Source organism: Roseovarius sp. SCSIO 43702, assembly GCF_019599045.1.
Classification (GTDB): Bacteria; Pseudomonadota; Alphaproteobacteria; order Rhodobacterales; family Rhodobacteraceae; genus Roseovarius.
Window position 1 is genome coordinate 1,219,933 of the sequence record NZ_CP080623.1, and the last position, 24,756, is coordinate 1,244,688.

The 24,756-nt window shown below is 67.1% G+C and carries 25 protein-coding genes and 1 pseudogene; 20 read left to right on the forward strand and 6 right to left on the reverse strand.

All coding sequences use genetic code 11. From position 1 onward, the window contains the following. Positions 1-24 precede the first annotated feature (24 nt). Complete coding sequence (locus K1T73_RS05840; protein ID WP_259400458.1) at positions 25-723, forward strand: thioredoxin family protein; 699 nt, start codon at positions 25-27, stop codon at positions 721-723. Positions 724-801: 78 nt separating this feature from the next. Beyond that, positions 802-2,514: a methionine--tRNA ligase gene (gene metG / locus K1T73_RS05845; RefSeq protein WP_220603032.1), complete on the forward strand. Its 1,713-nt coding sequence runs from the start codon at positions 802-804 to the stop codon at positions 2,512-2,514. Between the two features lie 61 nt (positions 2,515-2,575). Here metG and K1T73_RS05850 read toward each other — a convergent pair whose 3' ends face one another. After that, entirely contained in the window at positions 2,576-3,037 is a 462-nt protein-coding gene (locus K1T73_RS05850; RefSeq protein WP_220603033.1) for a DUF6314 family protein, read from the reverse strand. 101 nt (positions 3,038-3,138) lie between these two features. Between K1T73_RS05850 and purB the strand changes: the two genes are divergently transcribed. From purB to K1T73_RS05870, 4 genes are all read left to right on the forward strand, one after another. After that, complete coding sequence (purB, locus tag K1T73_RS05855) at positions 3,139-4,443, forward strand: adenylosuccinate lyase (protein ID WP_220603034.1); 1,305 nt, start codon at positions 3,139-3,141, stop codon at positions 4,441-4,443. 81 nt (positions 4,444-4,524) lie between these two features. After that, positions 4,525-4,689: a hypothetical protein gene (locus K1T73_RS05860; protein ID WP_220603035.1), complete on the forward strand. Its 165-nt coding sequence runs from the start codon at positions 4,525-4,527 to the stop codon at positions 4,687-4,689. A 112-nt stretch (positions 4,690-4,801) separates the two neighbouring features. Then, positions 4,802-5,875 carry a flagellar motor switch protein FliG gene (locus tag K1T73_RS05865; protein WP_220603036.1) on the forward strand — a complete coding sequence of 358 codons (1,074 nt, stop codon included), beginning with the start codon at positions 4,802-4,804 and terminating at the stop codon, positions 5,873-5,875. 215 nt (positions 5,876-6,090) lie between these two features. Beyond that, positions 6,091-7,053: a lysophospholipid acyltransferase family protein gene (locus tag K1T73_RS05870; RefSeq protein WP_220603037.1), complete on the forward strand. Its 963-nt coding sequence runs from the start codon at positions 6,091-6,093 to the stop codon at positions 7,051-7,053. A gap of 88 nt (positions 7,054-7,141) precedes the next feature. On the opposite strand, the gene K1T73_RS05875 is transcribed toward K1T73_RS05870, so the two are convergent. Next, entirely contained in the window at positions 7,142-8,371 is a 1,230-nt protein-coding gene (locus K1T73_RS05875) for an MFS transporter (RefSeq protein ID WP_220603038.1), read from the reverse strand. Between the two features lie 152 nt (positions 8,372-8,523). Between K1T73_RS05875 and K1T73_RS05880 the strand changes: the two genes are divergently transcribed. After that, positions 8,524-9,567, forward strand: coding sequence for an aldo/keto reductase (locus K1T73_RS05880; RefSeq protein ID WP_220603039.1), 1,044 nt, complete (start codon positions 8,524-8,526; stop codon positions 9,565-9,567). A gap of 140 nt (positions 9,568-9,707) precedes the next feature. Here K1T73_RS05880 and K1T73_RS05885 read toward each other — a convergent pair. Then, a pseudogene (locus K1T73_RS05885) lies at positions 9,708-10,568 on the reverse strand (helix-turn-helix domain-containing protein). A 377-nt stretch (positions 10,569-10,945) separates the two neighbouring features. Here K1T73_RS05885 and K1T73_RS05890 point away from each other — a divergent pair. Beyond that, positions 10,946-11,833 carry a fatty acid desaturase gene (locus K1T73_RS05890; RefSeq protein WP_220603631.1) on the forward strand — a complete coding sequence of 296 codons (888 nt, stop codon included), beginning with the start codon at positions 10,946-10,948 and terminating at the stop codon, positions 11,831-11,833. Positions 11,834-11,852: 19 nt separating this feature from the next. Here the strand turns inward: K1T73_RS05890 and K1T73_RS05895 are convergent, their stop codons facing one another. Together K1T73_RS05895 and K1T73_RS05900 are read right to left on the reverse strand one after the other, a co-directional pair. After that, complete coding sequence (locus K1T73_RS05895; RefSeq protein WP_220603040.1) at positions 11,853-12,569, reverse strand: NUDIX hydrolase; 717 nt, start codon at positions 12,567-12,569, stop codon at positions 11,853-11,855. A gap of 37 nt (positions 12,570-12,606) precedes the next feature. Then, positions 12,607-13,023: a DUF983 domain-containing protein gene (locus tag K1T73_RS05900; RefSeq protein WP_220603041.1), complete on the reverse strand. Its 417-nt coding sequence runs from the start codon at positions 13,021-13,023 to the stop codon at positions 12,607-12,609. Positions 13,024-13,227: 204 nt separating this feature from the next. Between K1T73_RS05900 and K1T73_RS05905 the strand changes: the two genes are divergently transcribed. The 4 genes from K1T73_RS05905 to K1T73_RS05920 all read left to right on the forward strand — a co-directional run bounded on the left by K1T73_RS05905 (position 13,228) and on the right by K1T73_RS05920 (position 15,227). Beyond that, positions 13,228-13,701 (forward strand): EF-hand domain-containing protein, encoded by a 474-nt coding sequence (locus K1T73_RS05905; protein ID WP_220603042.1) that lies wholly within the window; start codon positions 13,228-13,230, stop codon positions 13,699-13,701. An 86-nt stretch (positions 13,702-13,787) separates the two neighbouring features. After that, positions 13,788-14,375 (forward strand): RNA polymerase sigma factor, encoded by a 588-nt coding sequence (locus K1T73_RS05910; protein WP_220603632.1) that lies wholly within the window; start codon positions 13,788-13,790, stop codon positions 14,373-14,375. After that, a complete protein-coding gene (locus tag K1T73_RS05915; protein ID WP_220603043.1) occupies positions 14,368-14,745 on the forward strand; it encodes a dihydroorotate dehydrogenase in 378 nt (125 codons plus the stop codon). The genes K1T73_RS05910 and K1T73_RS05915 overlap by 8 nt, the downstream gene beginning before the upstream one ends. Beyond that, positions 14,745-15,227 carry a periplasmic heavy metal sensor gene (locus tag K1T73_RS05920; protein ID WP_220603044.1) on the forward strand — a complete coding sequence of 161 codons (483 nt, stop codon included), beginning with the start codon at positions 14,745-14,747 and terminating at the stop codon, positions 15,225-15,227. The genes K1T73_RS05915 and K1T73_RS05920 overlap by 1 nt, the downstream gene beginning before the upstream one ends. 13 nt (positions 15,228-15,240) lie before the next feature. Here K1T73_RS05920 and K1T73_RS05925 read toward each other — a convergent pair whose 3' ends face one another. Then, complete coding sequence (locus K1T73_RS05925; protein ID WP_220603045.1) at positions 15,241-16,647, reverse strand: diguanylate cyclase; 1,407 nt, start codon at positions 16,645-16,647, stop codon at positions 15,241-15,243. A gap of 85 nt (positions 16,648-16,732) precedes the next feature. Here K1T73_RS05925 and K1T73_RS05930 point away from each other — a divergent pair, with 85 nt between their 5' ends. The 8 genes from K1T73_RS05930 to K1T73_RS05965 all read left to right on the forward strand — a co-directional run bounded on the left by K1T73_RS05930 (position 16,733) and on the right by K1T73_RS05965 (position 24,255). Continuing rightward, positions 16,733-17,020 (forward strand): DUF3572 domain-containing protein, encoded by a 288-nt coding sequence (locus tag K1T73_RS05930; protein WP_220603046.1) that lies wholly within the window; start codon positions 16,733-16,735, stop codon positions 17,018-17,020. Continuing rightward, complete coding sequence (locus tag K1T73_RS05935; RefSeq protein ID WP_220603047.1) at positions 17,004-17,723, forward strand: HAD family hydrolase; 720 nt, start codon at positions 17,004-17,006, stop codon at positions 17,721-17,723. Before K1T73_RS05930 ends, K1T73_RS05935 begins: the two co-directional genes overlap by 17 nt. Continuing rightward, entirely contained in the window at positions 17,720-18,622 is a 903-nt protein-coding gene (locus tag K1T73_RS05940) for a DMT family transporter (protein ID WP_259400459.1), read from the forward strand. Before K1T73_RS05935 ends, K1T73_RS05940 begins: the two co-directional genes overlap by 4 nt. A 118-nt stretch (positions 18,623-18,740) precedes the next feature. After that, positions 18,741-20,303 carry a trimethylamine methyltransferase family protein gene (locus tag K1T73_RS05945; protein ID WP_220603049.1) on the forward strand — a complete coding sequence of 521 codons (1,563 nt, stop codon included), beginning with the start codon at positions 18,741-18,743 and terminating at the stop codon, positions 20,301-20,303. A gap of 11 nt (positions 20,304-20,314) precedes the next feature. Beyond that, positions 20,315-20,692 carry a GFA family protein gene (locus K1T73_RS05950; RefSeq protein ID WP_220603050.1) on the forward strand — a complete coding sequence of 126 codons (378 nt, stop codon included), beginning with the start codon at positions 20,315-20,317 and terminating at the stop codon, positions 20,690-20,692. A 124-nt stretch (positions 20,693-20,816) separates the two neighbouring features. Beyond that, positions 20,817-22,559, forward strand: coding sequence for a DUF4153 domain-containing protein (locus tag K1T73_RS05955; RefSeq protein WP_220603051.1), 1,743 nt, complete (start codon positions 20,817-20,819; stop codon positions 22,557-22,559). Between the two features lie 67 nt (positions 22,560-22,626). Further along, the gene (locus K1T73_RS05960) at positions 22,627-23,214 is read left to right on the forward strand and encodes a heme NO-binding domain-containing protein (RefSeq protein ID WP_220603052.1); all 588 of its coding nucleotides are present in this window, start codon (positions 22,627-22,629) and stop codon (positions 23,212-23,214) included. After that, a complete protein-coding gene (locus K1T73_RS05965; protein ID WP_220603053.1) occupies positions 23,215-24,255 on the forward strand; it encodes a GGDEF domain-containing protein in 1,041 nt (346 codons plus the stop codon). It begins immediately after the preceding gene. Positions 24,256-24,756: the final 501 nt, after the last annotated feature.

Below are 24,756 nucleotides of genomic sequence, written 5' to 3' on the forward strand. Positions count from 1 at the left end.
GCCGTCCCGAACGGAGGAGATCACATGTTTCGCAAGATGTTCGCGCCTCTTCTGGCCCTTTGCCTTTTCGGAGGGACCGCGCAGGCCGAAGAACAGCCTGTGCTGGTGGAACTTTTCACGTCGCAAGGCTGTTCCTCCTGTCCGCCTGCCGACGCGTTTCTGCACGATCTGGCGGCGCGGGAAGATGTGATCGCGCTCGCGCTGCATGTCGATATCTGGGATTACATCGGTTGGAAGGACAGGTTCGCCAGCCCGCGCTACAGCGCGCGACAGCGCGGATACGCGGACGCCTGGAACCAGCGGATGGTCTATACTCCGCAAATGGTGATCGACGGCGCGGCGGGTGTCGTGGGCAACAAGCCCCGCGACGTCGAGGCGATGATCGCGCGCGAGCGCGCGAAGGCCGATCGTGTCGATCTCCGGTTGTCGCGCGATGCGGGGGTCCTGACCATCGAGGCAACGCCGTTGACCGAAACGGAGGGCGATCTCGACATCATGGTCGCGCGGTTCGATCCCGAGCGCACGATCGAGATCACGCGGGGCGAAAATGCCGGGCACCGTTTCAGCTATGCCAACGTCGTCACCGACCTGCGCGACGTGGGCGACTGGTCAGCCGATGCGCCCATCCGAATGAACCTTCCGCTCGAGGGAGACGAGCCCGTCGCGGTCTTCGTTCAACAGAAGGGGATGGGCCGGGTCGAGGCCGCCGCCGCGCTGCGCTGAGCCCGGACCCTCTGGCACACCCTTTCGCCTTGCGCTACACGGAGCCCCGCACGGCACCCGCGAAGGCACGGAACATCCATGGCACGGCATCTCATCACCTCCGCGATCCCCTATATCAACGGGATCAAGCACTTGGGCAATCTTGTCGGAAGCCAGCTTCCGGCCGATCTTTTCGCGCGGTATCTGCGCGGGCGGGGGCACGAGGTGCTGTTCCTGTGCGCGACCGATGAACACGGCACCCCGGCCGAGCTGGCGGCCAAGAAGGCGGGCAAGCCCGTCGATCAATACTGCGCCGAGATGCACGCCATCCAGGCCGAGATCGCCAAGGGCTTCGCGCTCAGCTTCGATCATTTCGGCCGTTCGTCGAGCCCGCAGAACCACAAGCTGACCCAGCACTTCGCGGGGCGTCTGGCCGATGCGGGTCTGATCGAGGAGGTTTCCGAGAAACAGGTCTATTCCAACGCCGATGGCCGCTTCCTGCCTGACCGCTATATCGAAGGCACCTGTCCCAACTGCGGCTATGACAAGGCGCGCGGCGATCAGTGCGAGAACTGCACCAAGCAGCTCGACCCGACGGACCTGATCGAACCACGTAGCGCGATTTCGGGTTCGACCGACCTGGAGGTGCGCGAAACGCGGCATCTCTACCTCAAGCAGAGCCTGATGCGCGACGAGTTGAACGCGTGGATCGACAGCAAGACGAACTGGCCCATTCTCACCACCTCGATCGCTAAGAAATGGCTGAATGACGGCGATGGGCTTCAGGATCGCGGCATTACCCGGGATCTCGACTGGGGCGTGCCGGTGAAACGCGGCGAAGAGGACTGGCCCGGCATGGAGGGCAAGGTCTTCTACGTCTGGTTCGACGCGCCCATCGAGTATATCGCCTCGGCGCAGGAATGGGTGGATGCGGGCAAGGGCGACAACTGGGAGCGCTGGTGGCGCACCGACAAGGGCGCGGATGACGTCACCTACACGCAGTTCATGGGCAAGGACAACGTTCCCTTCCACACGCTCAGCTTCCCGGCCACCATCCTGGGAAGCGGCGAGCCGTGGAAACTGGTCGATTACATCAAGTCGTTCAACTACCTCAATTATGACGGAGGGCAGTTCAGCACGAGCCAGGGACGCGGGGTCTTCATGGATCAGGCGCTCGACATCCTGCCGGCGGATTACTGGCGCTGGTGGCTGTTGAGCCATGCGCCGGAAAGCTCGGATTCCGAGTTCACGTGGGAGAACTTCCAGGCGTCGGTGAACAAGGACCTTGCCGATGTGCTGGGTAACTTCGTCAGCCGCGTGACAAAGTTCTGCCGCTCGAAATTCGGCGAAGAGGTTCCGGCAGGTGGCGAGCGTGGTGCGCGCGAGGCCGCCTTGATCGAGGAGTTGACCACCCGCATCCGTGCCTATGAGCGTCACATGGAGGCGATCGAGATCCGCAAGTCCGCCAGCGAACTTCGCGCGATCTGGGTCGCGGGCAACGAGTATCTGCAATCCGCCGCGCCCTGGGCCACGTTCAAGGAGGATCCCGACGCGGCCGCGATGCAGATTCGCTTGGCGCTCAACCTCATCCGCCTTTACGCGGTGCTGAGCGCGCCCTTCATCCCGAACGCATCGGCGAAGATGCTCGAGGCGATGCGGACCGGGGATACCGACTGGCCCGAAGATGTGCCGGCGGCGCTTGAACTGCTCGGCCCCGGCCACGCCTTCAACGTGCCCGATGTGCTTTTTGCCAAGATCAGCGACGAGGCGCGGGAGGGATGGCAGGAGCGGTTCTCGGGAACACGGGACTGAACCGTGCTGGGCCACATGGCGCGAGGCGGCGCGAGCTGCGCCTTGGCGCCGTGCTCATCTTCTACCCGGCGTCATCGGTGGGTTTGACGGTAAATCGTTGCATCGGAGTTAGTGGGCCGCCTGTTTTGGACACCTGACGACGATCATCGTAGATGCACTCGATCCGGTAGTTCTTGCGCGCCCCCGATACGCGCCACCGGATTCGGAAACGAGGCCAGTGGTCGAAGTCATAGGTCACATGATACAAGTCCGGGTCGCACCAATGTTCGGTGCTACCGCCATCCGGCGGAACCTTGTGAAAGAAACGGCCGTCCTCGAAATAGACGGACAGGTCGTCTCGCCAGAAACAGGAACGACGTGCGCTGATCGGTGCGGCATCCCCCAGCTTCAAGTAGCCGGATTCCGCGTACCTCATCCCGTCATCGTGCGTTCGCCAGACCGCCGAGCCGCGAAACTCGCCATCGGGCGCGCCCTCCTGCGTTATGTATTTGCGCAGCGACCAGACCCCTTCGAAATCGCGCAATACACGGCCTTTTCGCTCCACCTGACGGCTCCCGCCTTGTCCCGCGCCCTGCCGGGGTCTAAACCCCGCTCAAGCTCACAACTCCCGAGGACGCCGTTACCATGATTCCCCGCTATTCGCGCCCCGAAATGGTCGCCATCTGGTCGCCCGAGACGAAATTCCGCATCTGGTACGAGATCGAGGCGCATGCCTGCGACGCGATGGCCGATCTCGGCGTGATCCCGCGCGAAAACGCCGAAGCCGTCTGGAAGGCCAGGGACGTGGAGTTCGACGTGGCCCGTATCGACGAGATCGAGGCCGTGACCAAGCATGACGTGATCGCCTTCCTGACTCACCTGGCAGAGCATGTGGGCAGCGACGAGGCGCGGTTCGTGCACCAGGGGATGACAAGTTCGGACGTCCTCGACACCTGCTTCAACGTGCAACTCGTGCGCGCGTCGGACATCCTGATCGAGGACATGAAGGCGCTTCTTGCCGCGCTCAAGCGGCGCGCATTTGAGCACAAGGACACCGTGCGCATCGGGCGCAGCCACGGCATCCACGCGGAACCGACGACGATGGGCCTCACCTTCGCGCGCTTCTACGCCGAGATGGACCGCAACCTGAACCGGCTGGAAAAGGCGCGATACGAGATCGCCACCGGCGCCATTTCCGGCGCGGTGGGCACCTTCGCCAATATCGACCCGCGGGTCGAGGAGCATGTCTGCAAGCAATTGGGCCTCGAGCCCGAGCCGATCAGCACACAGGTCATCCCGCGCGACCGGCACGCGGCGTTCTTCGCCGCCCTCGGCGTGGTGGCCAGCAGCATCGAGAACATCGCCATCGAGATCCGGCACATGCAGCGCACCGAGGTGCTGGAGGCCGAGGAGTTCTTCTCCAAGGGTCAAAAGGGCAGTTCGGCCATGCCGCACAAGCGCAACCCGGTGCTGACGGAGAACTTGACCGGCCTCGCGCGCCTCGTGCGCATGGCCGTGATCCCGGCTATGGAGAACGTGGCGCTCTGGCATGAGCGCGACATCTCGCACAGCTCGGTCGAGCGCAACATCGGCCCCGATACGACGGTCACCCTTGATTTCGCGCTGGCGCGGCTCACGCAGGTCGTGGACAAGCTGGTCGTCTATCCCGACAACATGCTGGCCAACATGCACAAGTTTCGCGGTCTCGTGATGAGCCAGCGAGTGCTTCTGGCCCTGACCCAGGCGGGCGTGAGCCGCGAGGACGCCTACAAGCTCGTCCAGCGCAACGCGATGAAGGTCTGGGAGGAGGGCAAGGACTTCAAGACCGAGCTTCTGGCGGACGACGACGTGCTGAAGGCACTGACACCGGAGCAGATCGAGGAGAAGTTCGACTTGGGCTATCACACCAAGCATGTCGACACGATCTTCCAGCGGGTGTTCGGGGAATAGTCGCGTCACTCGCGAGCGTGCCGATTTGGTGAAACTCGGAGGATGTGGTAGACTTGCCCCTATCCAATCAGGAGTTCCGTCATGTTCAGGCTTATCGCAACGGCGGTGATCGCCGCAGGTCTTGCTACCCCGGCGCTTGCCGGGCCGGGATGCAGCGGCAGTCACGAGAAGCAGGTGATGACCTGCACCGAAGGCAGCACCTGGGACAGCGAAACCGGCACCTGCACCGCCCTTCCCACGGGCTGAGGCGGCAGAGGCCGTAAATTCTGTCCGCGCCCCGCCGGATTTTCGCGGCGGGCCTTAGAACTTGTTTACGTCTCGTCGGGTATGGTCCTCGCGACCACGTCCGGGGAGAGGCATGAGCAGCACGAGCATCGCACGTATCACGCCAGTTCAGGCGACGCGTCCCGCGTCGGCCGCGGCCGCGCGCCTGACGCGCAGGCAAAAGGCCGCGATCATCGTGCGTTTCCTGCTGAATGAAGGGGCCGACATCCGGCTGACCGACCTGCCCGAGGATTTGCAGGAGGCATTGACCGCCCAGATGGGCGCCATGCGTTACGTGGATCGTGACACGCTGGTCGAGGTGGTGGCCGAATTCGCCGGCGAACTCGAGGCGATGGGCCTCACCTTCCCACATGGAATGGCGGGCGCGCTTTCGGCACTCGACGGGCGGATCAGCGCCCAGACCGCTGCGCGCCTGCGCAAGGAGGCGGGCGTGCGCCAGATCGGCGATCCCTGGGAGCAGGTGCGCGCGGCGCCGCTCGACGACCTGTTGCCGATCGTCGAGGCCGAGAGCGCCGAGGTCGCCGCCGTGATGTTGTCGAAGCTCGACGTCGCGCATGCGGCCGAGCTTCTTTCGCGGCTACCGGGGCAGGTGGCCCGCCGGATCACCTACGCCGTCTCGCAGACCGAAGCCGTCACACCGGTTGCGGTCGACCGGATCGGCCTTGCCCTTGCCACGCAACTCTCGGAAAAGCCGCCCGTGGCCTTCGACCATGGCCCTGTGGAACGGGTGGGCGCGATCCTCAATTCCTCGCCCTCGGCCACGCGCGACGATGTGCTTTCGGGCCTCGAGGAGGAGGACCGTGACTTCGCCGCGCGCGTGCGCCGCGCGATCTTCACCTTCGTCCATATCCCACAACGCCTCGCCCCGAGCGACGTGCCCCGCGTCATGCGGGAGGTCGATCAGACGCGCCTCGTCTCCGCGCTGGCGGCGGCGGGTCCGGCGGGGCTGGGCGAGGCGGCGGAGTTCATTCTCGAGAATCTCTCGAAGCGCATGGCCGGCACGCTGCGTGAAGAGATGGAGGAGGCGGGATCCGTCAAGCCGAAGACCGGAGAGGAGGCGATGACCGAGATCGTGAACGCGATCAGGCGGCTGGAGGCGGCGGGGGAGATCACGCTGATCATGCCGGACGAGGGGGAGGGGGGATGACGTGACGGCGAGCGACGGGATGTCCGGTCGGGGCGTTCCTTATCGAGGGCCGCGCGATTTCACGCCTTGTCAGACATGTGGGCGGCCCCGATCATGCGAGGCCGGACGTCATTGGCCCGGCGGACGCGATGGGGGGAGCGCGAACGGAACCCGCTTGTTCCTGCATCGCCCGTTGCCTATGACCAAGGGCGACGCACAACGCCGGATACGACCCGATGAGCCGCCCGAAGGATCCGTTTCTTCCCCGACTGTCCGAATATCTCGTGAACCTTCTGCTGCGCGGGCTCATCGGGCTCGCGCTTCTGTTGCCTTATCGCTTTCGCGTGCCCACCATGGGCTGGCTTACATCGCATGTCGTGGCGCCGCTGGCCGGATATACCCGCCGGGTGCGCGAAAACCTCGATCACGTCCTGCCCGACCTGTCCGAGGAAGAACGCCGGCGCCTGGGGCGTGCGGTACCCGACAATGCAGGTCGCAACATGGCCGAGCTCTATTCGCCCCGCGCCTTCGCCGAACGGGCGCGGAAAGCGCGCGTATCGGGACCCGGCCTGCCCGCGATCCGTGCCGCGCGGGCCGAGAACCGTCCCGTCATCTTCGTCACCGGTCATTTCGGAAATTTCAACGCGGCGCGGATCGCCATGATCGAACAGGGGTTCGACATGGGTGTCTTCTATCGGCCGCTGAAGAACCGGTATTTCAACCGGCATTACATCGCCTCGATGGCCGCGCTGAGCGAGCCGATGTTCGAGCAGGGCAAGCGTGGGATGGTGCAGATGGTGAAGCATGTGCGCGGCGGCGGCGTTCTGGCGATTCTCGCCGATCTCAACGCGCATGACGGCTACCCGCTCGACTTCTTCGGCAAACCCGCGCTCACTTCGCTTACGACCGGTGAACTCGCCCTCAAGTTCGATGCGCCGCTGGTGCCCGTCTGGGGCCTGCGGGCCGACAACGGGATCGACTTCGATGTGATCGTGGAGGAGCCCATAGCGCCCGGCGATCCCAAGGTGATGTTGCAGGAGTTCAACGATCGTCTGGAGGCGCGGGTTCGCCAGAACATGGATCAGTGGCTATGGATCCATCGCCGTTGGAAGGATGGCGAGGGCCCGCTGGCCGACGCGCGGCTCGCCCGCGAGGAGGCGCGAGCGGCGGCGAATGGAGAGGGCGCCGAAGCCCGGTGAAAGTGCTGGCGAGCGATGTCGCTGTGTCACCGGCGGGCTATGCAAGTGACTCTGCCCATGGCCGCGCCATGCCCGAGGAAAGCGCGCACTACCGCGTGGACTTGTCCCGACTCTGACGCGTGAGGCGGCCGATGATGAAGCTCGTGCGTGGCGACCAGACATAGCGCGTCCGGTCGGTGCGCGTGGGCCGGACACGGGCGCGGACGATCCCGAAGATGATGAGCGCGAGGTGGCCCACCGCGATCATGTAGAACATCGCCTGTGGTCCATACCCGTCTATCAACGCCGCGGCGAAGTAGGGTGCCGCAATGGCACCCAGAGCGTAGAAGAACATCAGCGCGGCCGAAAGCTCGACCCGCTCGGCGCTGCTTGCGAAGTCGTTGGCATGGGCTGCCGAGATCGAGAAGATGGGGAAGGACGTGAGCCCGAAAAGAAAGGCGGTGAGCATCACGCCCGATGTGTCGAGGCCGGTGACGAGCGCTGTGCCGAGGCAGCTGAGGATCGCGGCGACCGAGAAGCCGATCAGCACCGCCCGGCGGTCGAACTTGTCCGCGAGCCAGCCGGCCGGGTATTGCGCCACCGCCCCGCCCAGCACGAAGCTCGCGAGGAACCACGCGATCTGGTCGACGGCGAGGCCCACCTGTTCACCGTAGAGCGGGCCCACCATGCGGAAGGTCGCGCTCGACAGGGCCGCCACGACCACGCCCGCGGCGGCAAGCGGCGAGCAGCGGATCGCAAGCATGGGGCGCAAGCGCGGCGCGGTCGGTGTTTCGGGTTGCCGGCGGCGGGTGAGGGTGAGCGGGAGAAGCGACGCGCAACAGAGAATGGCGAGCAGGTTGTAGGAGACGTAGGAGGCCGGCTCGAGCACCGAGATGAGCATCTGCGCCATCAGCGACGCGCCCATGTCGGCGACGCGATAGGTGCCCATCGCGCGGCCGCGCGTCTCGTTCGTGAGCGTGGCCTGGAGCCAGGCCTCGATGATCGTGTAGCACCCCGCAACGCAAAGCCCGGTGGCCATGCGCATCAGCAGCCACGCGGTCGGATCCACGATGATCATGTGGGACATGAGCCCGATCGCCCCTGTCGCGGTGAACGCCGCGAAGGCGCGCGAGTGGCCGATGCTGCCCATAAGGCGCGGCGCCCACCAGCACCCGACGAAGAACCCGAGAAAATGCGCCGAGCCCAGAAGGCCGATCTCTTCGGTGGTGAAATCGAGCGCCAGGCCCGAAAGCGCGTCAAGCGGTCCCACGCCACCCGAGGAGAGCTGAAGAAGGATGACCGAAAGAAAGAGGGCGGCGAAGGAAATGATCATGCGCATGATGGCCGCACCATGTCAGAGCGGGTGGGGAATACCCGTGAGAAATCGACAAAATGCGGTCGCAAATGCGTCGTCCGACATGGGGTCTTCCATCCGCCGCGCATCCGGGTAGGGTCTGCCGCGAACGGGGAGCGGAGAAAAGGTGAACGACGATGAAACGGAACGAACTGGGCCGCACGGGCATCGAGGTGAGCGCGCTCTGCCTCGGGACCATGACCTACGGGACGCAGACCGATCCGGCGGATGCCCATGCCCAGATCGACCGCGCGCTCGATGCGGGGATCGACTTCCTCGACACCGCCGAGATGTACCCCGTGAACCCGACCCGCCCCGAGACGACGGGCCGCTCGGAAGAGATCATCGGCGACTGGATCAGGGCGAGCGGGCGACGTGACGAGGTGGTGATCGCCACGAAACACTCGGGCGAGGGGTTCAAGGGCGCGCGCGACGGGGCGCCCATTTCGTCGGCCACGATCCCCGACGCGATCGAGGGATCGCTCCGGCGCCTGGCGACCGACCGGATCGACCTCTACCAGTTCCACTGGCCCAATCGCGGCAGCTACATGTTTCGCAAGAACTGGAGGTTCCGCCCTTGGGAGCAGGACCGCGAGGCCACGCGGCAGCACATGGAGGATGCGTTGGGCGCGCTTGCCAGGGAGGTGGACCGCGGGACGATACGGGCCTTCGGTCTTTCGAACGAGAGCGCGTGGGGCACGTCGGAATGGCTGCGCCTTGCCGAGGCGGGGCATGGGCCGCGGGTGGCGACGGTGCAGAACGAGTACTCGCTGATGTGCCGGCTCTACGATACGGACATGGCCGAGTTGAGCGTCAACGAGGATGTCGGGCTCTTGCCGTTCTCACCCCTTGCGGCGGGATTGCTGACGGGGAAATACCAGGACGGGAAGGTGCCCGAAGGCTCGCGGATGACCTTCGTGGACAATCTCGGCGGCCGCAAGACGGCGCGGGCCTTCGAGGCGGTCGATGCCTATCTGGGCGTGGCGCGCGAGGCGGGGCTCGACCCGGTTCACATGGCGCTGGCCTGGACGATGCAGCGGCCTTTCGTTGCGTCGTCGATCTTCGGCGCGACGACGAACGCGCAGCTCGAGCACGTGATCGCGGGCAAGGACCTGGTGCTGAGCGAGGACGTGATGGAGGAACTGGACCGCGTTCACGAAGCGCATCCGATGCCCTATTGAAGCGAAAGTCAAGGCTGCGCGCGGTGCGGTGGCCCCCTTGCTTCGCGGCGTCGCCAGTGGCCGCTTAACGGGAGGTAAGGACGCGGAACGGGACGTCGGTATCTACGTCGGTATCCACGTCGGTATCGCGTCGGTGCGATTCAGGAGGTTCCGGTCCAGATGGCGCGCAGATGGTCGGCAAAGCCACGCGCCGTGACATGGGCCTCGCGCACCAGGTGGTCGAAATGGTCGGTGAGGGCGCGCACACGCTCGGTATCGCGAAAGACGATGTAGGATTGTCCCATGTAGATCGCGCCCAGAAGCGGGCCGAAGATCGTGACCGGCGCCGAGTAGAGCCGGCGCGCGTCGAAGAGCGTGATGCGCAGACGCGGATAGAGCTGTTCCGTCTCGGTTATGAACTGCTGCACCTGCGCGTCGCGCAGATCGCGCGAGAGGCCGGTGTAGTATCCTTCGCCGCGCACGAAGGAATGAATCTCGTAAAGGGGCATGGCGATCTCGTAATCGGATTGCGTGCGCCTGATCCAGCCCATGCGATCCTGTGACGCGCCGACGGCCTGATCGATGGAGCGGCCGAGGTGGGGAGCGTATTCCCATTCCAGCACCTCGCGCGTCTTGAGCATGTCGGGCAGACCCGCCGGAACGTGGCGGATCTTGTAGCCCTCGGCCTCCTGGTGCCAGCGGAAGATCTGTTCGTCCGCCGCCGCGCGGCGGGCGCGGGTAAGAGTCAGGGAATGGGCGAGGATATCGGCGGCGGTCTCGGGCCGGTCGGTAAGACCGAGGAGCCAGTCGGCGGAAATCCCGAGGGCCGCGGCGCATTCTCCGACCACCTAGGCATTGGGGAGCCGTGCGCCGTCGCCTCCGAGAAGTTGCGACACGGTGGAGCGGTCGACGCCGATCTGTCGCGCGAGCGCGCTCTGGGACATGCTTCGTTCGGCCATCGCCTCGCGGAGCCGGGACCGGAAGAGCCGCGCGCGGGCACGTTTGTCCATTTTCTCATTCATATGATGATTAATATCACCATGGTGGTCAGAAGTTAACTGCTTTCGCAGCTCGCGAGACGCGGCGACAGCACGTCCTGACATGCAAAACGGCCAAATTCACCCGGCGGGTTCAATGGGTCCAGCGCATTGGAGAGATGAATTAAAGCAGCAGAAGATTATAAAAATCAACAAACGAGGGTAATGTTAACCACATTCTGACTGCTCGGGACATGTCGCGTGACGTAGGCTTCTTCGCGGGGAAGAACGGGAACATCATGACACATCCAACCGATGCGCCGTGTGACGGCGCGATGAAGAATGGAACCGCGGCGATGACGGAAGCGGTCGAGCAATCCGCCTTCTCGGGGCTCGAGCATATCCTGCGCGACGCGCGCGAGATGGAGCGCGCGGTCGAGTGGCCGACCGTGGCGCTTCTGGCCGGGGTCTATGGCGCCTTCGTGCTGACAACGCTTTCGCTCAGCACGATCTCGCTTGCGCTGGCGACGCTGCTCCTGGTGCCGCTGGTGGCGCTGCATTCGTCGCTGACCCACGAGGCGGTCCATGGCCATCCCACGCGCAGCGCGCGCCTCAACGCGGCCTTGCTTTTTCCCTGTCTCATCATCGCGATCCCCTACCTGCGGTTCAAGGATCAGCACCTTGCGCATCACGTGGACAGCGTCCTGACCGACCCTTACGACGACCCGGAATCGAACTTTCACGATCCGGCGGTCTGGGCGCGGTTGCCGCGCTGGTTCAGGGCGGTGCTGAGTTTCAACAACACGCTCCTGGGCCGGTTGATCGTGGGGCCGGCGGTGGCGCTGGCGAGTTTCCTGCGCGATGACTGGCGCGCCATCCGCAGCGGCGACGCAGGGGTGTTGCGCGGTTGGCTCTGGCATGGTCCGGCGGCGGGTCTCGTGCTGGCGTGGGTCGCGTGGACGCCGATGCCGATATGGGCTTATCTCGTGGCGTGTTACGGGGCGATGTCGGTCCTCAAGATCCGCACGTTCCTCGAACATCGTGCGCATGAGCGCGCCAGCGGCCGGACCGTGGTGATCGAGGACCGGGGGATTCTGGCCTTCCTCTTTCTGAACAACAACCTGCACGTCGTTCATCACATGCATCCGCGCGTCGCGTGGTATCGGCTTTGGGACGTCTACGAGGCCGATCCCGAGAAGTATCTGCGCCGAAATGACGGGTATCGCTACGGCTCCTACGGCGAGATTTTCCGCAAGTACTTCCTGCGCGCCAAGGATCCGGTGCCGCATCCGCTCTGGGAGAAGCGGTAGGCCGGATGGCGCCGCGCGGTCAGTCCGCCGCGCCGGGGGCGTGGCCGCGCAAACGCAGGAAGAGGCTTTCCTCGTCATCGTTGCGGAAAAAGGGCACGGAAGCGGGCGGCGCGGGGTTTCGCGCGTAGTCGGCCAGTTCGGCCAGCACGACCTCGGTGATGAAGGGCAGGTCGATCTCGCGCACGCGGGAGAGCGGCACCCATTGCAGGTGGCTGAGCTCGTCGCTGGCGGCCGAGAAATCGTCGAGGTCGCCGGTGATCTCGGACGCGTCCACCACGAAGAAGCGCGCGTCGAAGCGGCGGGGCCGGCCCGGCGGCGTGATGGCGCGGAAGAAGAAGCGCAGCGCGTGCGCGCTGGGAAGGTGGCCGCGGCGGGCATAGTCGCGCCAGTCGGGGGCGGGTGTGCCGGGCCACGTGCCGGGCGTGCCGAGGATGAGGCCGGTCTCCTCCCAAAGTTCGCGGATGGCCGTGACCGGGAGCACGCGGGAGAGATCGCGCGCGCAGTCCTCGCGCAGGCGTTCCGCGCAGAGATCGGGGAGCGGCCGGGCGAGGGGGACATCGGCATCCTCGGCGTCGACGGCGCCACCCGGGAAGACGAACTTGCTGGGCATGAAGGCCGCCGCCGAGCCGCGCTGGCCCATCAGCACGCGCGGCTCGGTCGCGGCATCGCGCAGGACGATGACGGTGGCCGCATCGCGCAGCGCGGTCTTGTCGACGGGGGGCGTGGGGGCTGTCATCGCGTCCTCGGGTTTCGTGGGCGGGCGCGCTGTGCCGTCAGTCGCCGTCGCGTCCGAACCCGTGCATGCGTCGGGCCCACTGGAACGCGACGACCGCGCCCTTCAATCGTGGCAGAAGGTAGAGCGAAAGGCCGACGCAGCCAATGGTGAAGGTCGTGGCGAGGACGAGCGGATCGGGGCGGAACTGCACGAACATGACGTGCAGGAGGGGTGCCATGATGTGCCCCACGAGGAGGATCGTGAGATAGGCCGGCCCGTCATCGGCGCGCTGCGGGGTGAGGTCCTGCCGGCAGACGGGGCAGGCGTCGCGCACCTTGAGATAGCTTCGGAACATCGGTCCCGAGCCGCAATTGGGGCATTTGCGCCGGAAGCCGCACCAGAGCGCCGCGCCGAGCGGACGGTCCTCTTCGGGGGCGGCGGGAGCGGTCGTGACGGCGATCGTGTCGTCTGCCATGGAATCCTCGTTGCGATTTCGGCGCAATGTGGTCGAAACGGGCGAAAATAGGAAGGCTCGAGGGCCCTCTTGCGGCGGGATGTCGCGCGGTGAGGGATTTTCCGCGCGGGTGGCGACGGAAACCGGGGCCGGGTGCGTGTAAGGAGGGACATCGGACAAGAGGCCGGTGTTTCAACCCGAATGCAAAAGACGGAGACTTGAGACATGACGAGCAATGCAACGAAGTCCAATATCGGCCGGATGATCCTTCTGGCGACCGCGGTGAGCCTGGGATATGCCGGGACGGCACAGGCGGGACCGGGCGGCGAGCGGCCGACCTTCGAGGCGCTGGACGCCGATGGCGATGGCAAGATCACCCGCGCCGAGATGCAGGCGCATCGCGATGCGCGCTTTGCCGAGGTCGACAGCGACGGCGACGGCAAGCTGAGTGCGGCCGAGCTCGAAGCCCGGATGAAGGCCCGTGCCGAGCGCCGCGCCGCGCGCATGCTGGAGCGGCTGGACACGGATGGCGATGGTGCGGTGAGCAAGGCCGAGATGGAGGCGCGCCGGGGGGGCGATCACATGATGCGCGCCGACGGCGATGGCGACGGTGCGATCTCGAAGGCGGAGTTCGACGCGATGAAGGCGCAGATGAAGAAGCGGCACGGCAAGAAGGCCGACAAGTCGCAAGGCGAGTGACGCGGGAAGGCGGCGCGGCGGCGGGGAGCATGGTCTCCCCGCTCCGTGGCCGCCTTGCCGGCAGGATGGAAACGGGCCGCGAGAGCATGGTGACGGGTGCGAGCGACGAACCGGGCGGAACGGATGACGACGCGTTGCTCGCGGCCTTCGCCGCCGGGGACGTGGCCGCCGCGCGGCTGCTGACCGACCGTCATCTGCCGCGCGTTCTGGCGCATGCGGCCCGTCTGCTGGGGCAAAGGGCCGAGGCGGAGGACGTGGCGCAAGAGGCGATGCTGCGGCTTTGGCGCAAGGCGCCGGAGTGGGAGCCGGGCGGCGCCCGCGTGTCGACCTGGCTCTACCGCGTGGTGGCCAATCTCTGCGCGGACAGGACGCGGCGGGCGCGCGAGGTGGCGCTGGAGGCCGCGCCCGAACCGCGGGACGGCGCACCCACGGTCGTGGCGCGTATGGAGGCGGAGGATCGCGCGGCCGCCCTGCAAGCCGCGCTGATGCGATTGCCGGAGCGACAGCGCGAGGCCGTGGTGCTGCGGCATATCGAGGGTTTGGGCAATGGCGAGATCGCGCGCATCATGGAGACGAGCATCGAGGCGATAGAAAGCCTGATCGCGCGGGGCAAGCGTGCGCTGGCTGCGGATCTGACGGATAAACGCGAGGCATTGGGGTTGGACGATGAGTGAACATGACACGGAAAAGCGGCACGAGGCGGCCGGGTTGGACCCCTTCTTCGCCGCGGCACGGGAGAGGTCTGAACGGCCCGATGCGGCTCTGCGGGGCCGGGTGATGGCCGACGCCATGCGCGAAATGGAGACGCGGCGACCGCTGTCGCGGCGCGCGTGGGAGCGGCTGCGGGCCATTGCGGCGGCCATGGGCGGCGCACCGGCCTTCGCGACGCTGACCCTGGCCGCGATCGCGGGCGTGTGGGTGGGGCTGGCACAGCCCGGCGGAGCGGACGCGGTGGCCGCGCTTCTGGGGTACGGGGATACCGACGGCCTCACGCTCGAAATCGGCGCGGGCGACGCGTTCGCGAACCTGGAAGGAGCGTTCTGATGACGAAGACGGCAGGGAATGGCCGGACGAAACGCTGGCTGGGGGTGCTTCTGACCGCGTCGCTCGCGCTCAACCTCGCGGTGGCCGGGGCGATCGGTGGCGCGCTCTGGATGCGGGGCGGTGCCGGGGGCGGGCATGGTGGCAAGGCGGTGGCCGGCGGGCCGCTGACCCGCGCGCTGGAACCCGAGGACCGGCGCGAGATCGCGCGCGCGTTGAGGGCGGAGCGACGCGCGGCGGGCGCCACGCGCGCCGCACGGACGGAGTCGTTCGACGCGGTGATGGCGGCGGTGAGACAGGTGCCGTTCGACGCGGACGCGCTGAGCCGCGCGATGGAGGCGCATCGCGCCTTCTTCGAGCGAGACCTCGCGGTCGGACAGCGTCTCCTGATCGAGCGCCTTTCGCAGATGAGCGACGCCGAGCGCGCAGCGTTCGCGGAGAGGGTGGAGGCACATCACGCAGGCCGCGGCAGAAACGGGCACTGACCGCGCCGTTTGATCAGGCGGCGGGTCGCGTGCTTTGGAAGGTGACGGTGTTGCGCCCCTGCGCCTTGGAGGCGTAGAGCGCGCGATCTGCCTGGGCCAGCAGGGCCTCGGCCCCGCCGGCGGCGCCGGTCCGGGCGCCGCCCATGACGACACCCACCGAAATCGTCACGGGAACCGATTGAGGCTCACCGGTCACGCGCATCGGTATCTCGGCCACGCGGCGGCACAGACGGTCGGCCGCCATGCGGGCGGCGGAAGCCTCGAGACCGGGACAGATGACGAGGAATTCCTCACCGCCGATGCGTGCGACGACATCCTCGTGCCGGAGGCTGCCGAGCAGCAGATCGGAGACCTGCGCGAGAACCTCGTCGCCGGCCGCGTGCCCGTAGCGGTCGTTGATACGCTTGAAATGGTCGAGATCGGCCAGCATGACCGCGAAGGGAGGGCCGCCGCGATCGTCCGTTCGCCCTTCGCAGAGACGTTGGAGGAAGGGCAGCGCGAAGCGCCGGTTGTAGAGCCCGGTCAGCGGATCGGTGATCGAGGCGCGCAGCCCGTCGCGCAGCCGCGTGCGCAGAACATGTGCGGTCTGCGCCTGCCGCACGAGCCGGTCGAGACGCAGGGCGATGTGGTCGGGCGCGACCGGCCCCAGCATCACGTCGTCGAGCCCCGCGTCGAGCAGCTGCGCCGCCGTCTCCTCGTCCTCGGTGTCGAGAAGGGCGAGGACAGCGGCCTGCCGCGTGTCGGGTGCCGCCCGAAGCTCGGCCAGGAGGCGCAGGGCGTCACCGTGCGGCAGGTCGGCCAGGTGCAGCAGAAGCGCGTCGGGACGCGGCGCGCGCGAGAGGGCGGGAAAGGGGCGGGTGGCATCGACGAGGCGCAGCCGGTGGGACAGCCGGCCCTCGAGCCCACGCATCAGGATCGAGCCGGGGGCGCCTTCGGGTGCGACGAGAGCGATGTGGCCGGGCCGGTCGAGCGCCGCCGGCTCCTCGGCGAAGCCCGCGGTGCCGGTGGTGGCCTGTTGCCGCAAGTCGCGCAGGCTGTTGCGGCGGAAAAGCAGGCCGCGCAACCGCGCAAGCAGGAGTGCATCGTGGAAGGGCCGGGTGATCACCGCGTCGGCACGCGCCAAGAGACGTGCGCGCAGGTCCGCGTCCGCCGCCGCGTCGGCGCCCCCGTCGAGCAGGACCGCGATGGGAATGTCGGGCAGGTCGGGCCGCGCGCGCAGCGCGTCGATCAGCCCCGCCGCGTCGCGGTCGGGCAGCGCGTTGCTGATCAAAATGAGATCGGGCGAGATGTCGCGCGCAAGGCGCATCGTATCGGCCGCCGTGCCCGCCTGGGACACGTCGAAATGCCCCGCCGAGAGCTTCACCTTCAGGATGATCCTGTTGGTGGCCACCGGATCGGCGATGAGAATCTTCCCTGGCATCGACGGCTCGCCTTTCTGACTTGCCCTTTTGTTTGTCTCGACTATCCATGCGAGGGGTTAAGAAATCCTTTCCAAGGTCTTTACGATGCGATCAGATGAGCCGAAATCCGCCGACACCCTGGGGCTCGAAGCGCTGGCATGGCTGGTGGGCAATGATGAGCTTCTGCCGGTCTTCCTGGGATCGACCGGCGCCTCCGAGGATGACCTGCGCGCGGGTGCCACGGATCCCTCGTTCCTCGCGGCGGTGCTCGATTTCGTGATGCTGGACGACGCGTGGGTTCTCGGATTCGCGCGGGATACCGGCCATGCGCCCGAGGCGGTGCTTCGGGCGCGCCGCGCCCTGCCGGGGGGTGCGCATGTCGAGTGGACCTGAGGACCGCGCCGCCACCCCGATAGAGGCGGTCGTCTTCGACAAGGACGGCACGCTCTTCGACTTCCACGCGACGTGGAGCACCTGGGCGGGAGAGATCATCCGGGACCTGGCCGGAGGGGTGCCCGCGCGCGAGGCGGCGCTGGCGCGGGAGATGGCGTTCGACCTCGAGGCGGGAAGGTTCCGCGCCGAAAGCCCCATCGTCGCCTGCACCCACCGGGAGGCCACGCGGATCGTCGCGAAGGGCCTGGGCCGGGAAGCGACGGAGGATCTCGAGACCTATCTCGCGATGACGGCGTCGAGGATCCCGCAGGTCGAGGCGGTGCCGCTCGGCGCGCTTCTCGATGGGCTGAAGGCGCGCGGGCTGCGCCTTGGCGTCATGACGAATGACACCGAAGAGGGCGCCTGGGCGCATCTGGGCGGGGCGGACGTCGCGGACAGGTTCGATTTCGTCGCCGGGTTCGACAGCGGGCACGGGGCCAAGCCCGATCCCGACCCGCTGCTGGCCTTTGCGCGCGCCGTGGGCGTCGCGCCCGCGCGGGTGGCCATGGTGGGCGACAGCCTCCATGACCTGCATTCGGGCCGCGCGGCGGGGATGCGCACGGTGGGGGTGCTGACCGGGACCGCCACGCGAGGCGAGCTGGCGCCCCATGCGGACGTGGTGTTGCCGGATATCGGCCATCTGCCGGCATGGCTCGACCGGTGAGCGCGGGGTCGCGCCTCGGGCTGTGGATGGCGCTTGTCGGGACGCTGATCCTGACGCCCGACGCGATGCTGATGCGCCTGTCGGGGATGGACGGGTTGCAGATGGTCGCGTGGCGCGGGCTTTGCATGGGGTCGGTGATGGTGGCCGGGTGGGCGATCCTGTCGCGCGGCCGGGCGGCCGATGCCCGCGCGCTGGCCAGCCGGGCGGGCGCGGGCGTGATGGCCTGCCAGTTCCTAAACTCGCTTCTGTTCTGCACCGGCATCGCGATCGCACCGGCGGCGGTGGTGCTTCTGGGCATCGCGACGGTCCCGGTCTGCGCGGCGGTGCTGGGCTGGCTCATCATGGGCGAGCGGACGCGGGCCGCGACGTGGCTGGCCATCGCGGCGGTGATGGCGGGCATCGTCTATGCCGTGTCCGAGCAGGCGGGGGGCGCGGGCGTGACGCTCGACACCACTTCGGCGCTTGGCGCGCTGCTGGGGGTGGGGGTGGCGATGGTGCTCGCGCTCAATTTCGTCATCCTGCGCGCGAATCCCGGGATACCGATCCCGCTTGCCATCGGGGGCGGGGCACTGACGGCGGGGGTGGTCTTCACGCTCGTCACCGGGCCGGAGCAGATGATGCAGGGCGAGCCCTGGGCGATGATGACGACGGGGCTCGTGGTCCTGCCGGTGTCCTTCACGCTCCTGTCCTTTGCATCGCGGCACACGGCGGCGGCGAATGTGAGCCTCCTGATGCTGCTCGAGACGGTGCTTGGCCCGCTTTGGGTATGGGTGGGGGTCGGCGAGGCACCGACCGCGCGGATGCTGATCGGGGGGGCGTTCGTGGTGATGGTGCTGGCCGTCTACATCGGCACGCAGTCGCGCCGGCGTAGACGCGCGCCGCGGATCGGCGGGCCATAGCCGGATCAGCGCCGCCCGCGCGCCAAGGTGAAAACACGACATATCCTGTCGCAAAACCGCGCTACGGCGGCGGTGAGCTGGTGTTCTCTGGACTCGCAACGCGGTGAGGAGAGCGGAGATGGTCCAGAGTGGCGCACGCAGGAAACGGGGCGGAGGGCACGCTGGCAACGCCGAGCGGCGCGGGACGGCGACGATCGAGCAGATGCCATGGAATCCGCCGCTCAACATCGACCGCCCGACCGAGCCGCTCGATCCCGAGGGCGTCGAAGCCATACATCAGGGCGCCATGCGTATCCTAGAGGAGATCGGCATCGAGATCCTGAATCCCGAGGCGCTCGAGATTTTCCGGAACTCCACGGGGTGCATCATCGACGGCGAGAACCTGAGGATGGAGCGCGATTTCGTGATGGAGCAGATCAAGCTTGCCCCGAGCGAGTGGACGATCACGCCACGCAACCCCGATCGCGCCATCACGATCGGCGGCCGGCATCTCAACTTCGGCAACGTGTCTTCGCCGCCGAGCTACTGGGACATGAGCCTTGGCAAGAAGGTGACGGGCACGCGCGAGATGTGCGCGAACCTCCTGAAGCTGAGCCAGTATTTCAACTGCATCCATTTCACCGGCGGCTATCCGGTGGAGCCGCAGGACATCCACCCCGGCATCCGGCATCTCGATGTGCTCTACGACAAGCTAACGCTGACCGACAAGGTGACTCACGCCTATTGCCTGGGCCGCGAGCGCGTCGAGGACGTGATGGAGATGGTGCGCATCGCCGGCGGTCACAGCCACGAGGAGTTCGAGGAAGGTCCGAAGCTTTTCGCCAACATCAATTCGACCTCGCCGCTCAAGCACGACCTGCCGATGCTGGACGGCTGGATGCGGATGGCGCGACGCAACCAGGCGCTGATCGTGACGCCCTTCACGCTGGCCGGGGCGATGGCCCCCGTGACCATGGCGGGCGCGGTTGCGCAAAGCATCGCCGAGGCGCTGGTCGCGGTGGTGCTGGCCCAACTGGTGCGGCCGGGCGCCCCGGTGGCGATCGGCACTTTCACCTCGAACGTGGACATGAAATCGGGGGCCCCCGCCTTCGGCACGCCGGAATACATGCGCGCCACGCAGATGACAGGGCAACTCGCGCGGTTCTACGGCCTGCCGATGCGGGCAAGCGGCGTCTGCGCGGCAAATGTCCCGGACGCTCAGGCGACGTGGGAGACCTCCAACAGCCTCTGGTCGGCGGTGCAGGCCGGCGCGCACATGGTCTATCACGCCGCCGGCTGGCTCGAGGGCGGACTGATCGCGAGCCCGGAGAAACTCGTCATGGATTGCGAGATATTGCAGCATATCCAACGCTACATGGACCCGGCGCTGACCGCGACCGGGCCCGACGAAATCGCCATCGACGCGATCCGCGAAGTGGGCGACAAGGGGCATTTCTTCGGCATTCAGCACACGCAGGATCGCTATACCACCGCGTTCTACCAACCGTTCCTGAGCGATTGGCGGAACTTCGAGGCGTGGGAGGCCGCGGGCGGTGTCTGGACCGCGCAGCGCGCGCACCAGATGTTCCGCGACATCATCGCGAGCTTCGAGGCGCCGCCGATGGACGAGGCACGCCACGAGGAGCTTCTGGCCTTCGTTGCCCGGCGCAAGGCCGAGGGCGGCGCGCCGACCGATTTCTGAGGGCGTTCGAGATGGGCGGCAAGCGCGGAAGCTGTCTTTGCGGACAGGTCACATACCGGGTGGATGGGCCGTTGCGGGAGGTCGTGGCGTGCCACTGCACCCAGTGCCGGAAGACGAGCGGGCACTACGTCGCCGCCACCTCCGCCGCGGCGGATGACCTGGCGATCTCGGGGGAGGTGACGTGGTACCGCGCCTCCACCACCGCGCGGCGGGGTTTCTGCGCGACATGCGGCAGCAGCCTTTTCTGGGCCCCGGATGGTGAAGCGCGCTTTTCGATATTCGCAGGCACGCTCGACGGGGCGACCGGTCTTCGGATGACGTCGCAGATCTGCACCCGGAACAAGGGCGACTATTACGACCTGCCGGACGTGCCGGTCGGGGACGACTGAGGTCTGCCTGCGCACGGGGCGGTGAGCCGCCGGCCGGGCGGTTCGGGGAGGTGCCGCAGGGTGTCGTTGCGCCTCGCCCCATCGCGGCCTAGATTGCCCGGCACATGAAGCGGAGGGATGGCCCATGAGCACGCGGCCCGAAGAAAATGTCGCCGATCGCCTCTCGCTTGCCGTGGTGGGTGCCGTCGCGGGCGTCGCGCTCTACCTGCTGTTCGATCTCGTGCCGGAGATGGTATCGAACCGTCGGCTCGTGCTGCTGCTGGCCACGGTGGGAGCGAGCTTCTTTGCGGTGCTTCTGGCGCTTCTGGGACCGCAGCCGCTGAGGCGCGCGGCGAGCGCCGCCGGTGCGCTGGCCCTGCCGGCGACGGCGCTTTTCGTCTGGGCGAGCTTTCGCTTCGACGAGCCGGAACGCTACCTGGAAAGCGGACATGCAGTCGGGGCGCTGGGCTTGCTTCTGGCCATCGCGGCGCCGTTCCTTGCTTCCGCGCTCGAGGTCGAGGGGGGATGGCGGCGCTATCCGCTTCTTTTCGACACCGCCTGGAGCATCGTCGTGCGATATTCGGCGGCGGGCCTCTTCGTGGGTGTCGTGTGGGCCGTGCTGCTGCTCTCCGATGCGCTTCTGAGCCTTGTCGGCGTGACGGTGATCGAGGACCTGATCGAGCTCGATCCGGTGCCGTGGCTCATCAGCGGGATCGCGCTGGGCCTCGGCCTTGCCATCGTCCACGAGCTTCGGGATTACATCTCGGCCTTTCTCTTCATCCAGCTTCTCCGCGTCCTCCTGCCGCTGCTGCTGATCGTTCTGGTGGTGTTCATCCTCGCCCTGCCGATCCAGGGGCTTTCGGGGCTTTTCGGCACTCTTTCGCCCGCGGCGACGCTCGCGGGTGTGACCCTCGCCGCCGTGACGCTGATCAGCGCAGTGTTGCACCGGGACGCGGGCGCCGAGGCGGAAGGGCGCATCCTGCGTCGGTCGGCGCAGGTGCTTTCGGTGCTGATCGTGGTGCCGGCCTCGCTCGCCGTCTATGCCGTGGCGGTGCGGATCGGGCAATACGGTCTCACCCCGGACCGGATCGCCGCGATGACCGTCGCGCTCGTCATCCTTGCCTATGCGCTGGGCTACGCCGGGTCGGTGGTGCTGCGCGCGGGGTGGATGGCGCGGATGCGGCGGGTCAATCTGGGGCTGGCGCTGGTGACGATCGCGGTCGCGGCGCTCTGGCTGACGCCCGTGCTGAACCCCGAACGGATGAGCGCGGCGAGCCAGCTTGCCCGCGCGGAGCGTGGGGCGGCGCCTGAATCCCTTCCCATATGGGAGTTCACGCATGAGTGGGGTCGCCCCGGAAAGCGCGCGCTCGCGCAGCTTCGCGCCATGGAGGCGCACCCGCAGCATGAGCGGATCCTCGCGCTTATCGGGCACGCGCGGAATGTCGAGTATCGCTACCAGTTCGAGCTCGAGGCGGACGGGGACACGGCTCCGGGCCTTGACGGGCTGATCCCGGTGCAACCCGCGGGCGCGACGCTTCCCGAAGGCGCGCTTGACGGACTCTCGGCCCCGCAGCGGCGCAGTCTGAGAGAGGCCTGTGCGCGGCGGCTGCCCGGCGGGGGGGCGGGCTGCGTGATGGTGGTGGCGGATTTCGACAGCCGCGTCGAAGGGCGGCAGGCGATACTCTTCCTGTTGCACGCGGGCGGGTTCGTCCAGGTGTCCTCGTATCATTTCCGCGACGACGGTGCGCCCTGGATACGCGGGGTCAACGGGCTCGAGAGCCGTATCGCGCCCGAGACGATGGAGCGTATCCAGGCGGGCGAGTTCTCGCTCGAGCCGAGCGAGGGCCGGGTCCTGTCGATCGGGGAACACCGGCTTTACCCCGATTAGTGCAGCTGTTGAGCGCCTGTTAAGGTTTTGCGGCGATACTCTGCGCCATAAAGGACGGAGACGCGGCATGCATGGGATGATCAATCGCGCGGTGGAGCGCTTCGTGCGCGATACCTACGGGCGCAGTGCCTGGGGCAGGGTCACGCAGCGGGCGGCGCTGGGGTTTTCCGAGTTCGAGGCGATGCTGAGCTATGACGACGCGCTGACGGACCGGGTGATCGCGGCTGCCTCGGCCGTGCTCGGCAAGCCCCGAGACGAGATGCTCGAGGATATCGGCACCTATCTCGTCTCGCATCCGAACGTCGAGGCGCTCAGGCGCCTCCTGCGCTTCGGGGGCGTGGATTTTCCGGAGTTCCTGCATTCGCTCGACGAGCTTCCGGGCCGCGCGCGGCTGGCGGTGCCGGACCTCGTGATCCCCGATCTCGACCTGCGCGAACATGGCGCGCAGTTCTACACCCTGCGCGTCCGGCACGAGATGCCGGGTTTCGGTCACGTGATCGTGGGGCTGCTGCGGGCGATGGCGGATGACTACGGCGCGCTCGTGATGCTCGACCACAAGGGGCGGCGCGAAGGCTGCGAGGTGGTGGAGATACGTCTCCTGTCGGTGACCCATGCCGAGGGGCGCAGTTTCGCGCTGAGCGCGGGGGCCATGTGAATGGACGATGCGCGATTGCCCCTGGCAGAAGCGCTCGAGGTGATCTGCCCCATGCATCTGCTGGTCGATGCCACGGGGCACGTGGCCCATGCCGGGCCCACGATGCGCAAGCTCTGCGGCGGGAGCGACCCGCGCGGAAGCAGGTTTCTCGAACTATTCGAACTGCGGCGGCCGAAACCCGGTGCCACCATGGCCGAGCTGCGGGCGGTTGCGGGGCGCAAGCTGCACCTGCGGATGCGGGCGGCGCCACGAACCGACGTGAAGGGCGTGCTGTGGGCCATTCCCGAAACGGGGGCGATGGAGCCGCGCGGCGGGCTGTTGGTGAACCTGTCCTTCGGGATCTCGGTGGTGGAGGCGATCCGGGACTTCTCGCTCACCAGCGGGGATTTCGCCGCGACCGACCTCACGATCGAGATGCTCTACCTGATCGAGGCGAAGGCGGCGGCGATGGAGGCGTCGCGGCTGCTCAACCTGCGGCTTCAGGGCGCGAAGATCGCGGCGGAGGAGCAAGCGTTCACGGATCGACTCACGGGTCTTCGCAATCGCCGCGCGCTCGATCACGTGCTGGGCCAGCTGGCGGGGGCCGAGCAGGATTTCGCGATGGTGCATCTCGACCTCGATCACTTCAAGGCGGTGAACGATACCTACGGTCACGCGGCAGGCGATCACGTCCTGCGCGAGGTTGCGCGGATCATGCGCCAGCAGACGCGCGCGGACGATACGTTGGTGCGCACGGGCGGTGACGAATTCGTGCTGATCCTCGCGCGGCTGACCGAGGCCGAGCGTGTGCACGATATCGCGAGCAGGATCATCGCCCGGCTCGAAGAGCCCATCGCGTTCGGCGGCCGAACCTGTCGGATCTCGGCCAGCGCGGGATCGGCGCTTTCATGCGACTACGCGCGGCCCGAGCGGGACGTGGCGCGCATGATGGCGGATGCCGACGCGGCGCTCTACGCCGCGAAGGCGGCGGGTCGGGGGAGACACGTCTCCTTCACGGAGGGCTTGCGGCAGACGGGCGCCGACAGGGCCTGGCCACCATGACGAGAAGGGTGCGAGACCTCCCTTAACCCGTCCCGGGTCATGGGAGCAACGCCAATCGCCGTCGCGAAAGCTGCGGGGGCTTTCACGGGTCTCCCGAATATCTATCGCAGTAAGAGGCGCATGGGCTGGACTCGGATGGATAGTTTTCTCTTTCCGGATAGTCGGTCACCTCGGAGAGCCAATCCGCCTCGTGGCCCGTTGGTCGACGGCTTGCGCCCCACGGTCTCGGTGGCGAAGAGGATGAACCATCGGGGAGCTGTCTCCAATGGCCGTGAACGACGATGGATCCACGCGCCTGCGGGGAACGGGTTCGCGCAACTGGATGCGGAGCCGGCGCATCCAGCACCGTGCGGAGGCGACGATCACGGCGGCGAGGTCGGTGCGTGCAGAGTCTTCGTAGCGGGTCACGATCTAGTTGGGATGCGCGAGGGTCGGAGGACTTTTCCATAAGATTGCGCCGGCGGTGGATCGTGGGATCGGCGGCATGTCGCAGCTTGCGGT